This is a genomic window from Sheuella amnicola (assembly GCF_010499255.1).
GTDB classification, from domain to species: Bacteria; Pseudomonadota; Gammaproteobacteria; order Burkholderiales; family Burkholderiaceae_B; genus Zwartia; species Zwartia amnicola.
On the sequence record NZ_JAAGRN010000008.1, the window covers coordinates 123,682 to 139,784 of the forward strand.

Genomic DNA, 16,103 nt, shown 5'->3' on the forward strand with positions numbered 1-16,103 from the left:
TTTCAATCGGTTCATGTTAATCTAAGCCAAATGTCGTACTACCGTGATTAGCTATTTAAATTAATTACTTTCTCGCTGTATTTTTTAGCCAGACCTACCTCCCAATTTAAAGGAAATACTCATGTCTGACTCGACAATCGACGTCACCGCAGTTGAAATTGAGAAAACTCCGGTTGATGCCCAAGCCCAATTGGCAAAAGCCAAAGAAATCGTCAAAAACAACGTCGCTTGGTCGGCAGGCGCCGGATTGATTCCAGTTCCCGGCTTTGACTTGGTCGCCATCACCGGCGTGCAGCTCAAAATGATCAATGAATTGTGCCTGGCATATGACGTTCCTTTCAACAAATCGCTGGCGCGTCCCATTGTGATTAGTCTGATCAGCAGTCTGGGTGCGGGTATGCTCGCTCCGGTACTGGCATCCACTACGATGAAAGTCGTCCCAGGTATCGGCTTGTTGCTTGCTGGCACTGCGTTGGCAGCCACGTCTGCCGGCATTACTTACGCAGTTGGCAACATGTTCACGGACCACTTCAGTTGCGGTGGCACCCTTGAAAACTTCAACCTCATCAACGGTTGCAGCACATTCAAGTGCAAAGTCAAAGAAGGCATGAAAGAAACTCAGGCCGTAAAAGAAGCGGCTGCAGCATAAAGATTGCTGCTTTAAATCGTTTTTTAGTTTAAAAAAGCATGACTTTCGAGTCATGCTTTTTTTTACCCCGTCACATCAAGGCCCTTAGCAATGATTGAGAAGATCGAACTGCAGTACAACCCCAGAACAACAGTACCGGACGTCGATATTTACATACGTCGCGGCGAGGAGCAAAGCGAAACGGCGCGCAAACGCTACCCTTTCGAAAGCGATGTCAGATACGGCAAGGGACCATTAGCCGATCTGGATTTCTTTCCTTCCGTTAAACGCGGTAGTCCCTTGGCCATTTTCATTCACGGTGGTTACTGGCGCGGACGAGACAAAAAAGATTACACCTTTGTGGCCAACGGATTGATGCCATCGGGTTGTGCCGTAGCGGTGATGAATTACGATCTGTGCCCGAAAGTCGAGTTGCCCGACATCGTGCTGCAAATTAAAGAAGGCCTTGAGTGGATCGCCGCCCAGGCCGATGCCTGGGGTTTTGATGCAAAGAACATTTTCGTATTCGGTCACTCCGCCGGCGCGCATCTGATTGCCGCTGTTCTGGCTCAGACAGGTCAACCCTATCAACTGGCCCCGGGCATCATCAAGAAAGCCTATCTGCTCAGTGGCGTCTACAATGTCGAGCCGGTGTTGCACATCAGCGTGAATGAGGAGGTCAAACTCAGGCCTGATCAAGTACAGGCAATGAGTCCGATCAACTACAAATTCGATCCGAGCATCGATTATGAAGTAATTGTCGGTGGTGCCGAACCGCGCGACTGGATCGGTGAGTCAAAAAATATGGCCGACCACCTCAAGCGCCAAGGCTGTAAGGTGGGGCTCCATATTCTTGAAAATCTCAATCATTATTCGCTGATGTTCGAACTTGAAACGCCTGAAGGGTTTATTTCGAACATCATTTCGAAAGATATTTCAAAGACGTGATCAGGTTTTTTCGATCTTAATGTCGTTTTGCTTGATCACATCAGCAAACTGCTTGGTGATGTCTTTAAGGTATCGTTTGAAATCTTCCGTGGATCGATAATCATTTTCGACAGCGATTCGCAGGAAGATTTCAATGACGTCCTGCGATTGCATCGTCATTTTGACGGCGTCATCTAATTTGGCCACGATCTCAGCCGGGGTGCCTCGCGGCACCATCACTCCCAGCCAGGCACCTAGATCGAACCCTGGAATACCCGCTGCCGTCGCCAAAGGTGGAATACCAGGCGTCACCACACTCCCCTTGAGTAAAGACACGCCATAAGCCTTGGCGCGCCCATCCCTCACGAATGGCATGGTTGAAGCCGCCGTCTCCAGACAATAAGTCACGCGACCGCTCACCACATCGGTCAAAGCAGGCACGGAGCCTTTGTACGGGACATGAACGGCTTTAAGGCCAAGTGCTGAGTTAAATGATTCTGCAATCAAATGCGCAGTTGCACCCGTACCGGACGAAGCAAAAGTGTACTTGCCGGGGTTATCCTTGATCATTTTGACAAGCTGGGCAGCGTCCTTGGCAGGAAAATCCGGCGCGGTCACCAGCACATATGGCGATAGCCCCATCATCGAGACAGGCACCAAATCAGCATCCGGGTTATATGCGGTGGGTTGCAACAACGGACTCACAGTGACCGGCCCGCTCGATGCAGCTAAAACCGTATATCCATCACCCGGTGATTTAGCCACCATATCAGTTCCGATCATGCCGCCCGCACCCGCCTTGTTCTCGACAACCACACTTTGACCCAAGACACGGGCAAGACCCAACGCAAGCGCACGCCCGCCAAGATCGGTCGCCTGACCCGGTGGCCAGGGTACGATCATCTTGATCGGCTTGGCAGGATACGCGGATTGCGCACGAGCAACCATCGGAAATCCGATGCCGCTCGCAGTAGCGACAATCGATGCGGATGCGAGTAATCTTCTGCGTGACTGTCTCACCGTTTGCTGCACATCACGATGCCCATTATCTAGAAGGGAATCTTTTTTCATGTTTGTCTCCTGGTCCAGTTCATTAAATACTTTATCGGCACGCTTTGGCGATCGCCCGGCCGCCATCGATATGGCCGGCGAGTCGCTCAGCTTCAGACAGCTTTGCACTTACGCGCATGCGCTTGCCTCTTATCTGAATCGGGGCGATCACCTGCCCGGCAAAGCGATCGCATCCCTACTACCAAACTCCGTTCAGGCAGTATGGGCATCATACGGTATCAGAATGAACGGCGCAGCCGAAACACCACTGAGTTGGGGTTATACCCTAGATGAAATTCAATGGTGCGCCAAGCTTGCCGGTTTCGACAGCGTGATAACAAAAAAGGAGCGCGAGGATGAATTAAGAAGCATCGGATTGCAAACCATCGATATCGATACGCTCGCGGCATCACCTGAATTTAAAACACTGCATTCACCCCTCCGAACCCTGCCAGCCATTGCAGGCGATCAGGCAGGTCGTATCCTGTTTACATCAGGCACAACGGGCAAACCGAAAGGCGTGCGCTACTCGCACGCCGCGCGCTGGATGGGTGAGCAACTGCTAAAAGCCGAAATGCCTTTCATACCTTCTGCGGGCGAACAGATTTTGCTGATGACCCCATTCGTTCACGGCGCATCCTTGCTCACCTACGCGTGGTGCGATTTTGGGGGGACAATCATCATTCATCCAGGCGTGCACACTGACCGAATCGAACCGCTTCTTAACAGCAATAGTTTGTCGGCCATTTTTGCACCACCTACCGTATTGGCAAAAATCACCTCGGCCTTCGAAGGACGACACTTCGATGGCATCAAATGTGTATTCACCGGCACGCAACCTTTAGCACCGGCGATGTATCGAAGAGCTGCCAAAATGTTTGGACCGAACATTCGCATCACTTACGGCAAATCGGAATGCGTCAATCCGATTGCAGTATTGGATCGTGCACAAACACAGCGATATTTCGATCGGGATCACATCGAACCCGGCGCATGTGTCGGATGGCCCGCACCGGGAGTGGAAATTAAAATCGTCCATCCACCGGCTGATGCATCAGTCAGTGCTGAACCGACCGCAAATCAGCAAGAGGACGGGGAAATTTATTTACGATCGCCCCATATATCATCCGGACTCATTACAGAAACAGGATTCGCTCCTCATGCCCCAGAAGGTTGGCACCAAACAGGGGATTTGGGACATTTTGACCAGGAAGGTCGATTGGTGCTCACCGGACGCGTCGCCGATGTGATCAAGACCGGAGGCTATCGCGTCAATCCGGATGAAATCGAAGCGCAACTGGTCCACAACACTTTATGTGCGCAAATATGCGTGACCTCAATTGCCTCGGATTATTGGGGAGAGATCATCATCGCTGTCGCTGAAGGCGAGAAACCCGGATGGGAGGATCTGTGTGGCGATCTATTAAAGGATATGTCCAAACACAAGCGGCCACGCCACTTTATCGGAGTCGAGTCTCTGCCTCGAAACCCGCAGGGAAAGATCAGCCGTAAACAGGTCGCCCGTCAGGTACTCGAACGATTCGAGCTACGTGACGGCCCTTATCCGGAATTAATCAAAAAAGCCCTTTGAAGATTAAGTCCGGCATCGTGACCGTCAACACTCATCCATTTGTGATTCAGGAGCCGGCCAAACCAAGTTTCTCTATCATTTTCTTCTCCGCAAAGAATGTATCCCGGGCAAACTTGGTGTACTGGGCGGTATCCATATAGATCACGGGCTGATCGTACTGACTGAAGATCTTCTGAACAGCCGGATCATCCAGCGTCTTTTTGAATGCATCGTGAAGAATCTTCACGACTTTGGGATCCATCCCTTTGGGACCGCAGACACCATAAGGTGAGTCCGACACCGTCTCGTAACCAAGTTCGTTTAACGTGGGCACATTGGGCCACCTGGTTGTCCTTTTGCTTCCATAGGTAGCCAGTAAACGGAGCTTGCCCGAATCCACCGACGGCCCCCAGCCTGTCGAGTCGCTCATCCCCATGACATGGCCGCCAAGAACCGCTTGTAAACTTTGCGCATTTCCTTTGTACGGAATGTGCGACAACTTGATCCCCGCACGCTGGGCAAATTCTTCTATCGCAAGATGGGGACTGGTTCCCGTACCGGGCGTACCATAAGTAAACTTGTCTGGATTGGCTTTTGCGAATGCAACCAGATCCTTGATATTTTTAATTGGAGAATCTTCGCGAACGACCAATCCAAACGTATATCCGGTTAAACATATGATCCAAGTGAAATCGTTCAGCGTATCGAACTGCACCTTTTGCATATGCGGGATACGAAACGCGCCAACGGGAATTTGCGCCAGGGTATAACCATCGGGCTTGGCATTCACCAATTCGGCCGCACCAAGCAGCCCCCCTGCGCCGGGCTTGTTTTCAACGATCACATTTTGCTTGAGAATCTTTCCGACGCTTTCGGCTAATGCTCTCATCACAACATCCGTTGAACCACCGGCCGGCCAGGGACAGATATATTTAATCGTTCGAGTCGGATAAGATTGAGCCATAGCCATGGACGGCAAAATAGCCCCTGCGGTTAAAGCGCTAGCAGACAACAAGAACTCACGTCGATTTTGCATTCAGGTCTCCGGCTTTTATAGATTTGATTCGTTCAGGCATGGTAATTCCCGATTTACTGACTGGCAAGCTTCGCGGTATCTTCTGCGGGATATCCCGAATGATGTTTATCTTGCTGAATTCAATCGCTTCATGCGCAATAATTTGGGCCTTCTCATCCAATCATCAGAGACAAATATGAAATTACTTAAACAATCGTTGGTTACCCTTGCCGTCGCGCTCATCGGATCCATGGCCAGTGCGCAAACTGCCACGAATGTTCAGGACTACCCGAACAAATCGATTCGCTGGGTCGTCCCCTACACCCCGGGTGGTTTCACCGACAACGTCACGCGCATGGTCACAGCGAAACTTCAAGCTGAGCTGGGTCAGACCATCGTTGTCGAAAACAAACCTGGTGCGAACTCGATCATCGGCGCAGATACTGTCGCCAAATCGAATCCGGATGGCTACACGATTCTGACAGTAATTACCGCCCATGCCGCGAATGCAAGCCTGTATGCGGGCAAATTGCCGTTTGACCATTTCAAATCACTCGCCCCGGTTTCACTGGTTGCCATCTCACCTTTGATTCTGACGACAAGCAAGGACTTTCCGCCGAAAACCGTAGGCGAACTGATCGCTTACGCCAAGGCTAATCCTGGCAAAGTTTCCTTCGGATCATCCGGGGTCGGGTCCGCAGCCCATTTGACTTCCGAACTGCTTGCCCACACTGCGGGCATCAAAATGGTTCACATCCCCTACAAAGGAACAGCCCCTGCTCTTGCTGACCTGATGGCTAACAATATCCAGGTGCTTGTGGATGTGCCAAGCTCGATGGTTTCGCACTTGAATAGCGGCAAGGTGAACGGGATGGGCATGTTTGCGAAGGACAGATTGGCTGTCGCGCCCAATGTTCCAACACTCCCCCAAAGTGGTGGCCCTGCCATCGAGTCTTCAAGCTGGGTCATGTTTTTAGCACCAGGCAATACACCTCCTGAAGTGGTCCAAAAATTGTCCAAGGCGATTGCCAAGGTAGTTGAATCAAAAGAAATCAAGGATCGTTTCAACGAACTTGGCATCATCCCGATCGGAAGCACGCCAGATCAGGCCAAAGTATTCTTGAAGGATGAAATTGAAAAATGGGGTGCCGTCATCAAAACGGCGAATGTGAAGGCAGAGTAAATTCGGTAGCCGGATTATTTCGGTCTAACCTGCGCTCGTTCCGGATGCAAACACCAATCTGCATCCGGGACCGCGCAAAATAGTTAGAGATTCACAGCGATTCCTCGGCCTTCAACGACCGATCCGATTTTGCGCGCGTCTTCGAAGCCCTGCTCTTTGAATAGCCGCAATACTTCAGATTCCGCATCGGGGGAACAAGCCAAAAGAAGCCCTCCGCTAGTCTGAGGATCCGTCAGCAGATTCTTTTGCCAATCCTGCATCGCGTCCGGCAAGCTCACCTCGGCCCCATATCCCTGCCAGTTGCGACCCGACGCTCCCGTTACAACCTTTTGTTTGGCGAATTCCACAGCTTGAGGAATCAAAGGGACATCTGACCAGTTCACGCGTCCTTGCACGCCGGCTCCCCGGCACATTTCAAGCAAATGCCCAGCCAACCCAAAACCTGTCACATCGGTCAAGGCATGCACACCAGCCATATTAGACAGAGCAATACCGGGCGTATTGAGCATGGTGGTGTAACGCAACATCGCAGCGTAGCCTTCGGCTGAGAGCTTCTGCTGTTTGAGCGCTGCACTCAACACGCCAACGCCAAGCGGTTTACCGAGAATCAGGCTATCGCCCACCTTGGCGCCATTATTGCGCTTAAGTTTGTCGGGATGAACCAAACCCAGTACAACCAGCCCATAAATCGGCTCTACGGTGTCGATCGAATGCCCGCCCGCGATAGGAATGCCGGCTTGCGCGCAAACCGACTGACCGCCTTCGGTAATTTTGCGAATGACATCGAGCGGCAAAACATTAATGGGCATCCCCAGCAATGCCAAGGCGAAGATAGGCTGGCCTCCCATCGCATACACGTCCGAAATTGCATTGGTCGCGGCAATTCGTCCAAAGTCATACGGATCATCCACGATTGGCGTAAAAAAATCAGTCGTCGCGATGATGGCCTGCTCCGAATTGAGCCGATATACTGCGGCATCTTCGTTGTTCTCATTGCCGGCCAGCAATTGGTCAGGCAAACGAAAAGGAACCGACTTCAGGATATCGCTCAAAACACCAGGAGCGATCTTGCAACCACATCCCCCACCGTGTGCGAGAGACGATAAACGAATAGGCTCGGATTGACTCATGCTTGGAATCCTAAAACTTGATGCTTTGGCACCACAATTTTCGGGTGCTATCCGATCATCATAGCCCACCGGAATCGTGCCACCTTATAACCCGGTCCTTTTTGCTTTCAAACATCTGGCACAAACCACATCCTTCACCTATAGTGGGACGAATGCATCTGACGCCATGATGAGAACGCAGCGTTTGATGAAACCACATATTTGACGCCAGCGAGCGGACCGGAACATTGAATGAGTAATGTCACATCACCCCAAGTGGCTTCGACAGGAGCATCCGCCCAAGCGGCTGCGCTGCCGATCCTGATCGCATTAAGCTTTTGCCATCTGCTGAATGATTTGATGCAATCGCTGATCCCGGCGCTCTATCCTTTGCTTAAAGAACAGTTCGCACTCGATTTCACTCAAATCGGCATCATTACGCTTGCGTTTCAGATCACGGCTTCACTTCTTCAGCCGACTGTCGGTTTCATCACGGACAAACGACCACAGCCATTCTCACTGGCTTTTGGCATGTGTTCGACATTGCTCGGTTTGTTATTGCTATCTGTCGCAGACAACTATGCGTTGATTCTCATTGCCGCCTCTCTGGTCGGCACAGGGTCCGCCATTTTTCACCCGGAAGCATCCCGTGTCGCTCGCATGGCATCCGGTGGCATGTACGGTTCGGCGCAAGCATTTTTTCAAGTTGGCGGCAATCTCGGGCAGGCCGTTGGTCCTTTGCTTGCCGCTTTTATTGTTCTGCCTCGAGGACAGGGGGCGATAGCCTGGGTGTCTCTGGCAGCACTCGTCGCCATGATGATTCTGACCCGAATCGGCCTGTGGTACAGGGCCCGATCGGTGGCACGCAAAGCCGGTGCGCACAAATCAGTGCAGGCACATGATTTGCCCAAGGTGCGTGTCTTGTTTCTAATCGGCATTCTGATGCTGTTGTTGTTTTCCAAAAACGTTTATAGCTCGAGCCTGACCTCCTTTTTCACGTTTTACCTGATCGAGCGCTTCGATATCACGGTCAAAGCGGCACAGATTCAGTTGTTCATCTTCATGTCCTCGATCGCGGTCGGCACGCTGCTTGGGGGCGCTCTCACCGACCGAATCGGTCGACGCCCCATGATCTGGATATCGATACTTGGAGCCCTGCCCTTCACGCTGATGTTGCCTTATGCTGATCTGTTCTGGACTGCCGTACTCACTATTATTATCGGGTTACTCATGGCATCCGCCTTCCCCGCCATTCTTGTCTATGCACATGAACTTATTCCGGGTCGCGTCGGATTGGTGTCGGGTTTGTTTTTCGGATTTGCTTTCGGGCTTGGCGGCTTGGGCGCCGCGGGTATGGGATACATCGCCGATTTCAAAGGCATTAGTTTCATTTACCAGCTTTGCTCCTATCTGCCAGCCTTGGGGATAGTCGCCTGGTTTCTTCCCGATTTGGAAAAAAACAGAGAGCTGACTTAAATTGATCGGAAATATACGGAATTCAATACATGAGGTTTGCTATGCGCGTTGAAGATTTACCCCCCGAAATCGAAACACCTTCGGCCTGGCTAGGTCCGCGCATACAAAACAGTGGCAATTGGTTGTTCACTCTGAATGACAATGAAATCAAAGAGCTTGAGCAAGCCGCATCCACTTGCCTGGACCAATCGGAAAATATAGCGGACATTACACGCGACCGTTTTGTTTTACCGACTCTTGCACCTCGATTGCGCGCTATCCATGATTTCTTGATAGACGGACCGGGTTTTGCTTTGGTGAAATCACTCCCAGTCGATATATGGTCCCGAAGAACCACGGCGGCAGTATTTTATGGATTGGGATCCCATCTCGGAAACGCTCGACCTCAGAACGCCAAAGGCCATTTATTGGGACACGTGATCGACATGGGACTTCGAGCAGATGATCCCAATGTTCGCATCTACCAAACGCATGAAAGACAAACCTATCATACGGATTCAAGCGATCTTGTCGGCCTGGTTTGTCTGCAACAGGCAAAGGCGGGAGGAGATTCGGCGCTGGTTTCTTCCAACACACTTTATAACGAAATGCGTCGCAATCATCCCGAGTTGGCTGCCGCTCTATTTGATCCGATCGCAACCGATCGACGTGGGGAAGTGCCGGTCGGACAGAAACCTTATTTCGAAATACCCGTCTTCAACTGGCATCAAGGACTGATGTCCACAATATACCAAAGGCAGTACATTGATTCGGCACAACGCTTCAATGATGCAATGCGCTTGACCCCGCTGCATATCGAGGCGCTCGATTGCTTCGATCATCTTGCAAACGATCCCAGACTGAATTTTTTGATGCGACTCGAACCGGGTGACATGCAATTTGTTCATAACCATACTCTTCTGCACGATCGCACCGCATTCGAAGACTGGAGCGACCCCGCAAAGAAACGTCATCTGCTGCGTCTCTGGCTATCATCCCCATTGGCCAGGCCATTGCCCGAAGTGTTCGCCCAGCGTTATGGCACCGTGGTCCCCGGACTTCGTGGAGGTGTCATGCATACTGATGCCGCAGTGAACGCTCCGTTGGATCCCCTTTAAATCCGGATTCGCTATCCGTATAACCAGCAGTTCAAGTCAGGCATGCGCATCCGGACAAAGATGGATTTCTATGGTCGAATGAATGATTTCTTCGTGAATCGACAAAGCTTGCCGAATAATGGATGGCGTTAAGGTCGAGTCATGCGTGACCACCGTTAACGCGCATGAATACACGGTTTTGCCTACGCGCCAGACATGCAGGTCAGTCACTTTGGTTTCACCATCGTTAGTGATCCCTTCCACAACATCCCGAATTTCATTCACAACGGGATGATCCATCTCCCTATCTAACAGGATTTTGCCCGTATCCTGTATCAAACCTTTTGCCCATACGGCCACAAGCACTGCGCCCACAAGACCCATGACAGGATCAAGCCAGGACCAGCCTAAAAACCACCCACCCAACAAAGCGATGATGGCCAACAGCGATGTGGCTGCATCGGCGATCACATGCACATAAGCCGATTTCAGATTCAAATCATGATGATGGGCGTGGCCATGCGAATGACCATGCGCTGGTTCATGTTGATGACCGTGAGAATGACTCAGAGAATGGTCGTGATGGTCATCGTGGTGCACACGTCCAAGAATAATTGCGCAGACGAGATTGACGATCAGGCCAATGACTGCGACCACGATGGCTTCCTGATAGTGAATCGGTTGCGGGTCTACTATGCGCTCGACTGATCCGAAAACCATCAGGCCTGCAATGCACAACAGAAAAACCGCACTGGCAAAACCGCCCAGTATTTCGATCTTCCAGGTACCAAACGCAAACCTGGCATCACGCGAGTAGCGTCTAGCCGCAGAATAGGCAAACGCGCTCAATCCGATTGCAACGGCATGCGAACTCATGTGCCAGCCGTCCGCAAGCAATGCCATCGAGTTGTACCACCAACCCGCAGCGATCTCGAACACCATCATCACGAGGGTGACCCACATTACCAGCCGCGTACTTTTTTCTGCGGCCCGGCTGCTCGTATCGAAGATGTGATCATGCGCCCATTCGGATAAATCGTGTAAATGCATGATTCAATCAAACTCAAGTTGGTATCGGGGGCTTTCGAGCCATCCAGAATACAACAGATCCGCTTGCAGCGATAATCGCCAACACGGTAAAACCTAGGCGGTAATTGCCAGTGGCATCCCCCATCATGCCTGCAAGCAGGGGGCCGGTAACTTGACCGGCTGCCACCAGCATGGCCGACAATCCAAGGATCATTCCGATAGAACGGCGGCCGAAATAGTCGGCACGAATCGCCTGCATGAACGGGCCACGAATCCCCCAGGCCAGTCCATGCGCCACGGCGAATACCACCAGCATAGCGGCTCCGGTCGCGTATGTCAGCATCAACAGCCCGCCGGCATGCATCAACATGCAGATGGCCGCAACACGTCTTTTTTCAAACTTATCGCCGAAATAGCCCCCAAGCAGGACGCCAATCACCTGAAATAACGTCATCAAAGTAATGAATACGGATGCATGTCCGATGGTGTAATCCAGCGAAATTCGCATGTGATTGATCGCATGCGTGTTGACCGCCGTGACCACAACCAAAGCAAGCGCATGACCGATCGACAGCAGCCAAAACGCCTTGGTGCGCAGTGCCTGACGGGCCGTAAACTCACGCTCCGGACGATAGTCCTTCAAGTCAATATCGGTTTTTTCCTGTTCCGCCGGCGCGATACCGTCCACATGCATGCCAAAATCCTCGGGCCTGCGCTTGAATATGCTGGCCAATGGATAACCGAGCAAAATGGCAACGACACCGCAACCAAACGCCGTCTGGCGCCAGCCGAAATACTGTATCGATCCTGCAATGATTGGAACGAACATGCCTCCCAGCGCCAAACCGAGGCCGACGATGGACAGCGCACGCGCTCTTTTCTTTTCGAACCACTGAATGACACCAACGTTCAACGGGAAATATCCCGCCATCGAGGCACCTATCGCGATCACCACCACGGCCCCGTAAAATTGGCCGAGCGAGTCGATCATGCTCAGCAGGATAAAACCAATGCCGAACATGAACACACCGACCTTGATTACACCCTGAGCACCAAACTTGTCCAAAAACCAGCCAAGAATCGGTCCGATCACGGCCGCTTCCATCGACATCATCGCGGAAGCCCCTGAAACAGAGGTTTTGCTCCAGCCTTTCTGTTCGATCAGTACCGCAACATAGGCGCCAAAGGCTTGATGCAGCATCATTGCCTGGAGAAACTGCAAGCTGGCGGCTGCAAAAACCATGCGCCAGCCATAAAATATTTTCTTCACAACCGAATCGTTTTAGTATGAATTAAGGTCAAATGTCTCCCTGAAATTATTACACGTTGATAAGAATCATTCATAAATGATATGTACACTATCTTCCACATATTGAAATCGGACTTTAAAAAATGACACAAGTATCTGCAGCACAATCCCAAAAACTCTTGAGTGAACGCTATCGCTCCAATCCACCTTCATTGCAAACCGTCAACGAAACAATCGAAACCTTGCTGAATCATCGCTCCGTACGCGCTTATTCAAAGCAACCGTTGCCACCGGAAACACTGGAAACACTGGTGGCTGCCGCTCAATCCGCAGCGACATCGTCGAACCTGCAGGTCTGGAGCGTGGTTGCAGTGAAGGATCAGGGACGCAAAGACAGACTGGCAGCCTTAGCCGGCAATCAGGCCCATATCAGTGAATGCCCCCTCTTTCTGGTCTGGATCGCCGATCTCTCCCGTCTTCAGACGCTAGGCGACAAAAATCAGAAGGCCTACGATGGCCTGAACTATTTTGAAATGATGATGGTTGCAACGATAGACTCTGCACTGGCCGCACAAAACGCAGCCGTAGCAGCCGAATCCCTGGGCATGGGAACCGTGTACATCGGAGGAATCCGCAACAAGCCCGAAGAGGTCGCAAAAGAGCTGGGCCTGCCTCCACGAAGCTTTGCGACGTTCGGCATGTGCGTGGGCTACCCGGATCCCGCGCAACCCACAGGGATCAAACCAAGATTGCCACAAGCGTCAGTATTGCACCATGAGCAATACGACCCGACTATTCACGCCAAAGTCATCGATGGTTACAACACCAGCATGAATGCGTTTTCGACCGAACAAGGCATGAAAACCACGCATTCATGGGAGCTTCAATCGCTGCACCGCGTGCGCGGTCCGGAATCTCTGTCGGGTCGCGACAGGCTAGTCACGGCCCTGAACAACCTGGGCTTCGAAATGAAGTGATCAATCAAGTCGGATGACTCTTCAATCCGACTTGATATTCAATGTCTTGACCATTTGGCGATATTTGGCGATTTCATTCTGGATGAATTCGCCGAATGCAGCTGGAGTGGCGGGCCCTTGGGTTTGCAAGCCCTGGGAGTCCAAGGTCTTTTTGGTGGCAGGATCCTGCATCGCTTTTTTTACGGCTTCGTCGATTTTTGCGACCAATTGGGGCGACATCCCTTTAGGGCCCATCACGGCATACCAGTTCGTCACATTGAATCCGTCAATTCCCACTTCTTTAAATGTCGGAACGTCGGGCAACTGCGGCAAGCGTTGAGGTGTCGAAATAGCCAAGGCACGTAATTTACCGGTCCGTATCTGCTCAAGCACCGGGGGCAACGTATCAAAATTCATCGTGATCTGCCCTGCCAGCAAATCCACGATCGCCTGGCCGCTTCCCTTGTAAGGCACGTGATTCAGGTTGACCCCGGTGATCTGCGAAAACAAGGATCCGGCAAGATGCTGCGTACTTCCTATACCCGAAGAGCCATAGGTCAACTCACCCGGTTTGGCTTTTGCGAGTTTGATCAAGTCGTCAACGGACTTAACGGGCAACGAGGCATTCACCACCAATACGTTGGGAACATAGCCGACGTAAGTGATGGGAGAAAAATCCGTCGCGGGGTTATAAGGGACATTTTTGAGGACGAACGGAGAAATTGCATTCGAATTCGAATGCCCCATCAACAAGTTATATCCGTCCGGGGATGCTTTGGAAATCATGTCCGCTGCGATCGTGCCCGCGGCTCCCGCCTTGTTTTCGACAACCACCGACTGGCCGATATTTTCCGACAGTCGGGAAGCCAAAGCCCTACCCACAATATCCGTCCCCCCACCGGGAGCAAAACCCACAACGAGGTGAACAGGCTTATTGGGCCAGTTATTTTGAGCTTCGGAAGAAGCGGCACATAGGGTCAGAGCAATCAGCGCGGCGGGGCGAAGGCATCGCATGAAACGATCAGCAAACATATTGTCTCCGTGGATTGATTCTTATTTAGTTTTTTTGTAGATACCCATAAAGATTCTACCTATCGTACGCAAGCTTGCAAGCACTAAGACCTTATTGGTGCAATGCAACCTGTTGATGTATCATCAATCGATAAGAATAAATTTTCAATAAATTGAAACCCATAACGAAAATCATCAAACAGAGAGACGAAACTATGTCAGCAGTGCAGCAAATCGACGCGATTATCGTGGGCGCAGGCTTCTCGGGCATGTACCAATTATTGAGTCTACGTGACAAACTCGGCATGTCGGCCAAAGTCCTGGAGGCCGGTTCAGGTGTGGGTGGAACTTGGTTCTGGAATCGTTACCCCGGCGCGCGTTGTGACTCTGAGAGTCACTCCTACATGTACTATTTTTCGAAAGAAATGGTGAACGAATGGGAATGGACGGAACGCTATCCTCAACAGCCCGAAATCCTTCGATATTTGAATTATGTCGCTGATAAATTCAAGCTGCGACCTGATATCGAGTTGAACACGCGCATGCAGACCGCCAAGTTCGACGAAGCGACCAATCGCTGGTTGATCACAACGGACAAAGGCCAGCAATACAGCGCCAAATACTTCATCACAGCTGTGGGCTGCCTGTCGTCAGCCAACCTCCCAAAAATCGAAGGCATCTCGGACTTCAAAGGCAAGTGGTATCACACCGGTGAATGGCCACATGAAGGCGTTGACTTCAAAGGCAAACGCGTCGCGGTCATCGGCACTGGCTCTACGGGCATACAAGCCATACCTGTGATTGCATCCCAGGCTGCGCATGTCACCGTGTTCCAGCGTACCGCCAACTATAGCCTGCCCGCACGCCACCATAAACTCTCCGGCGAGTTCAAAAAGTACGCGAAAGAGCACGCCGACGATATCTATGAAATCATGACCACAAACACGAATGGTCATCCTTTCCATATGCAGGATCGGTCGATCTTCGATGTGTCTGACGAAGAACGCGAAAAGATTTTCGAAGAATTATGGGCACAAGGCGGATTCCAGTTTCGCGCGGCGTTCAAGGATATTCTCACAAGCCAAGAAGCCAATGACAAGGCGGCGGAATTCATCCGCAAAAAAATTCGCGAAGTGGTTAAAAATCCTGAGGTTGCCGATCTACTTTCCGATATCGATCATCCTTTCGCCGCTAAGCGCCCTCCTGTCGATGATCACTATTTCGAAACGTATAACCGTGAAAATGTTCATCTCGTGAATCTGCGCAAGACGCCAATCGAGCGGATCACCGCCAAGGGTGTCAAAACGTCCGATCAAGAATATGAAGTGGACATCATTGTCTTTGCGACCGGGTTCGATGCCTTGACCGGATCACTGGTCAAGATGGACATCGAAGGACGCCAGCATCGCAAGCTCAAGGATTACTGGAGTGCCGGTCCCCGCACTTATTTAGGCTTGCAAGTTCCTGGATTCCCGAACATGTTCACAATCACCGGACCGGGTAGCCCTTCGGTTCTGTGCAACATGCCTCCTGCTATCGAACAGCATGTGAACTGGATCACGAATTGCATCAAGCACATGGAGGAAAAAGGCCTGAAAGTCATCGAAACTACCGAGGCATCTGGCGACTACTGGCAAGAGCAAGTGAATGCCGTGGCCAACGAGACTTTGCTTCCGACAGTTAAACACTCGTGGTATTTGGGTGCGAACGTACCAGGCAAACCACAAGTCTTTATGCCCTATGCGGGTGGCCTAGCTCGTTACACCAAGGTGTGCAACGATGTCACGGCCAAAGGCTATGAGGGTTTCCAGTTCGCTAGCTAAT

14 protein-coding genes are annotated in these 16,103 nt (G+C 51.4%); 8 read left to right on the forward strand and 6 right to left on the reverse strand.

Going from position 1 to position 16,103, the window contains the following annotated elements:
• Nucleotides 1–121: 121 nt before the first annotated feature.
• Together G3I67_RS12225 and G3I67_RS12230 are read left to right on the forward strand one after the other, a co-directional pair.
• The gene (locus tag G3I67_RS12225) at nt 122–649 is read left to right on the forward strand and encodes a YcjF family protein (RefSeq protein WP_163655740.1); all 528 of its coding nucleotides are present in this window, start codon (nt 122–124) and stop codon (nt 647–649) included.
• A 90-nt stretch (nt 650–739) separates the two neighbouring features.
• Complete coding sequence (locus G3I67_RS12230; protein ID WP_163655742.1) at nt 740–1,576, forward strand: alpha/beta hydrolase; 837 nt, start codon at nt 740–742, stop codon at nt 1,574–1,576.
• On the opposite strand, the gene G3I67_RS12235 is transcribed toward G3I67_RS12230, so the two are convergent.
• Nucleotides 1,577–2,626, reverse strand: a complete 1,050-nt coding sequence (locus tag G3I67_RS12235) for a Bug family tripartite tricarboxylate transporter substrate binding protein (protein WP_163655744.1) — start codon at nt 2,624–2,626, stop codon at nt 1,577–1,579.
• Here G3I67_RS12235 and G3I67_RS12240 point away from each other — a divergent pair.
• Complete coding sequence (locus G3I67_RS12240; RefSeq protein WP_163655746.1) at nt 2,625–4,196, forward strand: class I adenylate-forming enzyme family protein; 1,572 nt, start codon at nt 2,625–2,627, stop codon at nt 4,194–4,196. The two genes, G3I67_RS12235 and G3I67_RS12240, sit on opposite strands and share 2 nt — an antisense overlap.
• Nucleotides 4,197–4,242: 46 nt before the next feature.
• On the opposite strand, the gene G3I67_RS12245 is transcribed toward G3I67_RS12240, so the two are convergent.
• Nucleotides 4,243–5,211, reverse strand: coding sequence for a Bug family tripartite tricarboxylate transporter substrate binding protein (locus G3I67_RS12245; RefSeq protein WP_163655748.1), 969 nt, complete (start codon nt 5,209–5,211; stop codon nt 4,243–4,245).
• Nucleotides 5,212–5,386: 175 nt separating this feature from the next.
• Between G3I67_RS12245 and G3I67_RS12250 the strand changes: the two genes are divergently transcribed.
• Nucleotides 5,387–6,373 (forward strand): Bug family tripartite tricarboxylate transporter substrate binding protein, encoded by a 987-nt coding sequence (locus G3I67_RS12250; protein ID WP_235931900.1) that lies wholly within the window; start codon nt 5,387–5,389, stop codon nt 6,371–6,373.
• A gap of 83 nt (nt 6,374–6,456) precedes the next feature.
• Here the strand turns inward: G3I67_RS12250 and selD are convergent, their stop codons facing one another.
• Nucleotides 6,457–7,503 carry a selenide, water dikinase SelD gene (gene selD, locus G3I67_RS12255; protein ID WP_163655750.1) on the reverse strand — a complete coding sequence of 349 codons (1,047 nt, stop codon included), beginning with the start codon at nt 7,501–7,503 and terminating at the stop codon, nt 6,457–6,459.
• A 231-nt stretch (nt 7,504–7,734) separates the two neighbouring features.
• On the opposite strand from selD, the gene G3I67_RS12260 reads away from it, so the two are divergent.
• A complete protein-coding gene (locus G3I67_RS12260) occupies nt 7,735–8,958 on the forward strand; it encodes an MFS transporter (RefSeq protein WP_163655752.1) in 1,224 nt (407 codons plus the stop codon).
• Between the two features lie 29 nt (nt 8,959–8,987).
• Nucleotides 8,988–10,055 (forward strand): TauD/TfdA family dioxygenase, encoded by a 1,068-nt coding sequence (locus tag G3I67_RS12265; protein WP_203583646.1) that lies wholly within the window; start codon nt 8,988–8,990, stop codon nt 10,053–10,055.
• 36 nt (nt 10,056–10,091) lie between these two features.
• On the opposite strand, the gene dmeF is transcribed toward G3I67_RS12265, so the two are convergent.
• Together dmeF and G3I67_RS12275 are read right to left on the reverse strand one after the other, a co-directional pair.
• Nucleotides 10,092–11,084: a CDF family Co(II)/Ni(II) efflux transporter DmeF gene (gene dmeF, locus G3I67_RS12270; RefSeq protein ID WP_163655754.1), complete on the reverse strand. Its 993-nt coding sequence runs from the start codon at nt 11,082–11,084 to the stop codon at nt 10,092–10,094.
• 13 nt (nt 11,085–11,097) lie between these two features.
• Nucleotides 11,098–12,333, reverse strand: a complete 1,236-nt coding sequence (locus G3I67_RS12275; RefSeq protein WP_163655756.1) for an MFS transporter — start codon at nt 12,331–12,333, stop codon at nt 11,098–11,100.
• Between the two features lie 122 nt (nt 12,334–12,455).
• On the opposite strand from G3I67_RS12275, the gene G3I67_RS12280 reads away from it, so the two are divergent.
• Nucleotides 12,456–13,289: an NADPH-dependent oxidoreductase gene (locus G3I67_RS12280; protein WP_163655758.1), complete on the forward strand. Its 834-nt coding sequence runs from the start codon at nt 12,456–12,458 to the stop codon at nt 13,287–13,289.
• Between the two features lie 21 nt (nt 13,290–13,310).
• Here the strand turns inward: G3I67_RS12280 and G3I67_RS12285 are convergent, their stop codons facing one another.
• The gene (locus tag G3I67_RS12285; protein ID WP_163655760.1) at nt 13,311–14,300 is read right to left on the reverse strand and encodes a Bug family tripartite tricarboxylate transporter substrate binding protein; all 990 of its coding nucleotides are present in this window, start codon (nt 14,298–14,300) and stop codon (nt 13,311–13,313) included.
• Between the two features lie 194 nt (nt 14,301–14,494).
• On the opposite strand from G3I67_RS12285, the gene G3I67_RS12290 reads away from it, so the two are divergent.
• Nucleotides 14,495–16,102, forward strand: a complete 1,608-nt coding sequence (locus G3I67_RS12290; RefSeq protein WP_163655762.1) for a flavin-containing monooxygenase — start codon at nt 14,495–14,497, stop codon at nt 16,100–16,102.
• Nucleotide 16,103: the final 1 nt, after the last annotated feature.

Bases quoted from the DNA above. Each gene is read 5' to 3' on its own strand.
- G3I67_RS12225 (WP_163655740.1), top strand. From the start codon at position 122: ATGTCTGACTCGACAATCGACGTCACCGCAGTTGAAATTGAGAAAACT.
- G3I67_RS12230 (WP_163655742.1), top strand. From the start codon at position 740: ATGATTGAGAAGATCGAACTGCAGTACAACCCCAGAACAACAGTACCG.
- G3I67_RS12240 (WP_163655746.1), top strand. From the start codon at position 2,625: ATGTTTGTCTCCTGGTCCAGTTCATTAAATACTTTATCGGCACGCTTT.
- G3I67_RS12235 (WP_163655744.1), bottom strand. From the start codon at position 2,626: ATGAAAAAAGATTCCCTTCTAGATAATGGGCATCGTGATGTGCAGCAA.
- G3I67_RS12245 (WP_163655748.1), bottom strand. From the start codon at position 5,211: ATGCAAAATCGACGTGAGTTCTTGTTGTCTGCTAGCGCTTTAACCGCA.
- G3I67_RS12250 (WP_235931900.1), top strand. From the start codon at position 5,387: ATGAAATTACTTAAACAATCGTTGGTTACCCTTGCCGTCGCGCTCATC.
- selD (WP_163655750.1), bottom strand. From the start codon at position 7,503: ATGAGTCAATCCGAGCCTATTCGTTTATCGTCTCTCGCACACGGTGGG.
- G3I67_RS12260 (WP_163655752.1), top strand. From the start codon at position 7,735: ATGAGTAATGTCACATCACCCCAAGTGGCTTCGACAGGAGCATCCGCC.
- G3I67_RS12265 (WP_203583646.1), top strand. From the start codon at position 8,988: ATGAGGTTTGCTATGCGCGTTGAAGATTTACCCCCCGAAATCGAAACA.
- dmeF (WP_163655754.1), bottom strand. From the start codon at position 11,084: ATGCATTTACACGATTTATCCGAATGGGCGCATGATCACATCTTCGAT.
- G3I67_RS12280 (WP_163655758.1), top strand. From the start codon at position 12,456: ATGACACAAGTATCTGCAGCACAATCCCAAAAACTCTTGAGTGAACGC.
- G3I67_RS12285 (WP_163655760.1), bottom strand. From the start codon at position 14,300: ATGTTTGCTGATCGTTTCATGCGATGCCTTCGCCCCGCCGCGCTGATT.
- G3I67_RS12290 (WP_163655762.1), top strand. From the start codon at position 14,495: ATGTCAGCAGTGCAGCAAATCGACGCGATTATCGTGGGCGCAGGCTTC.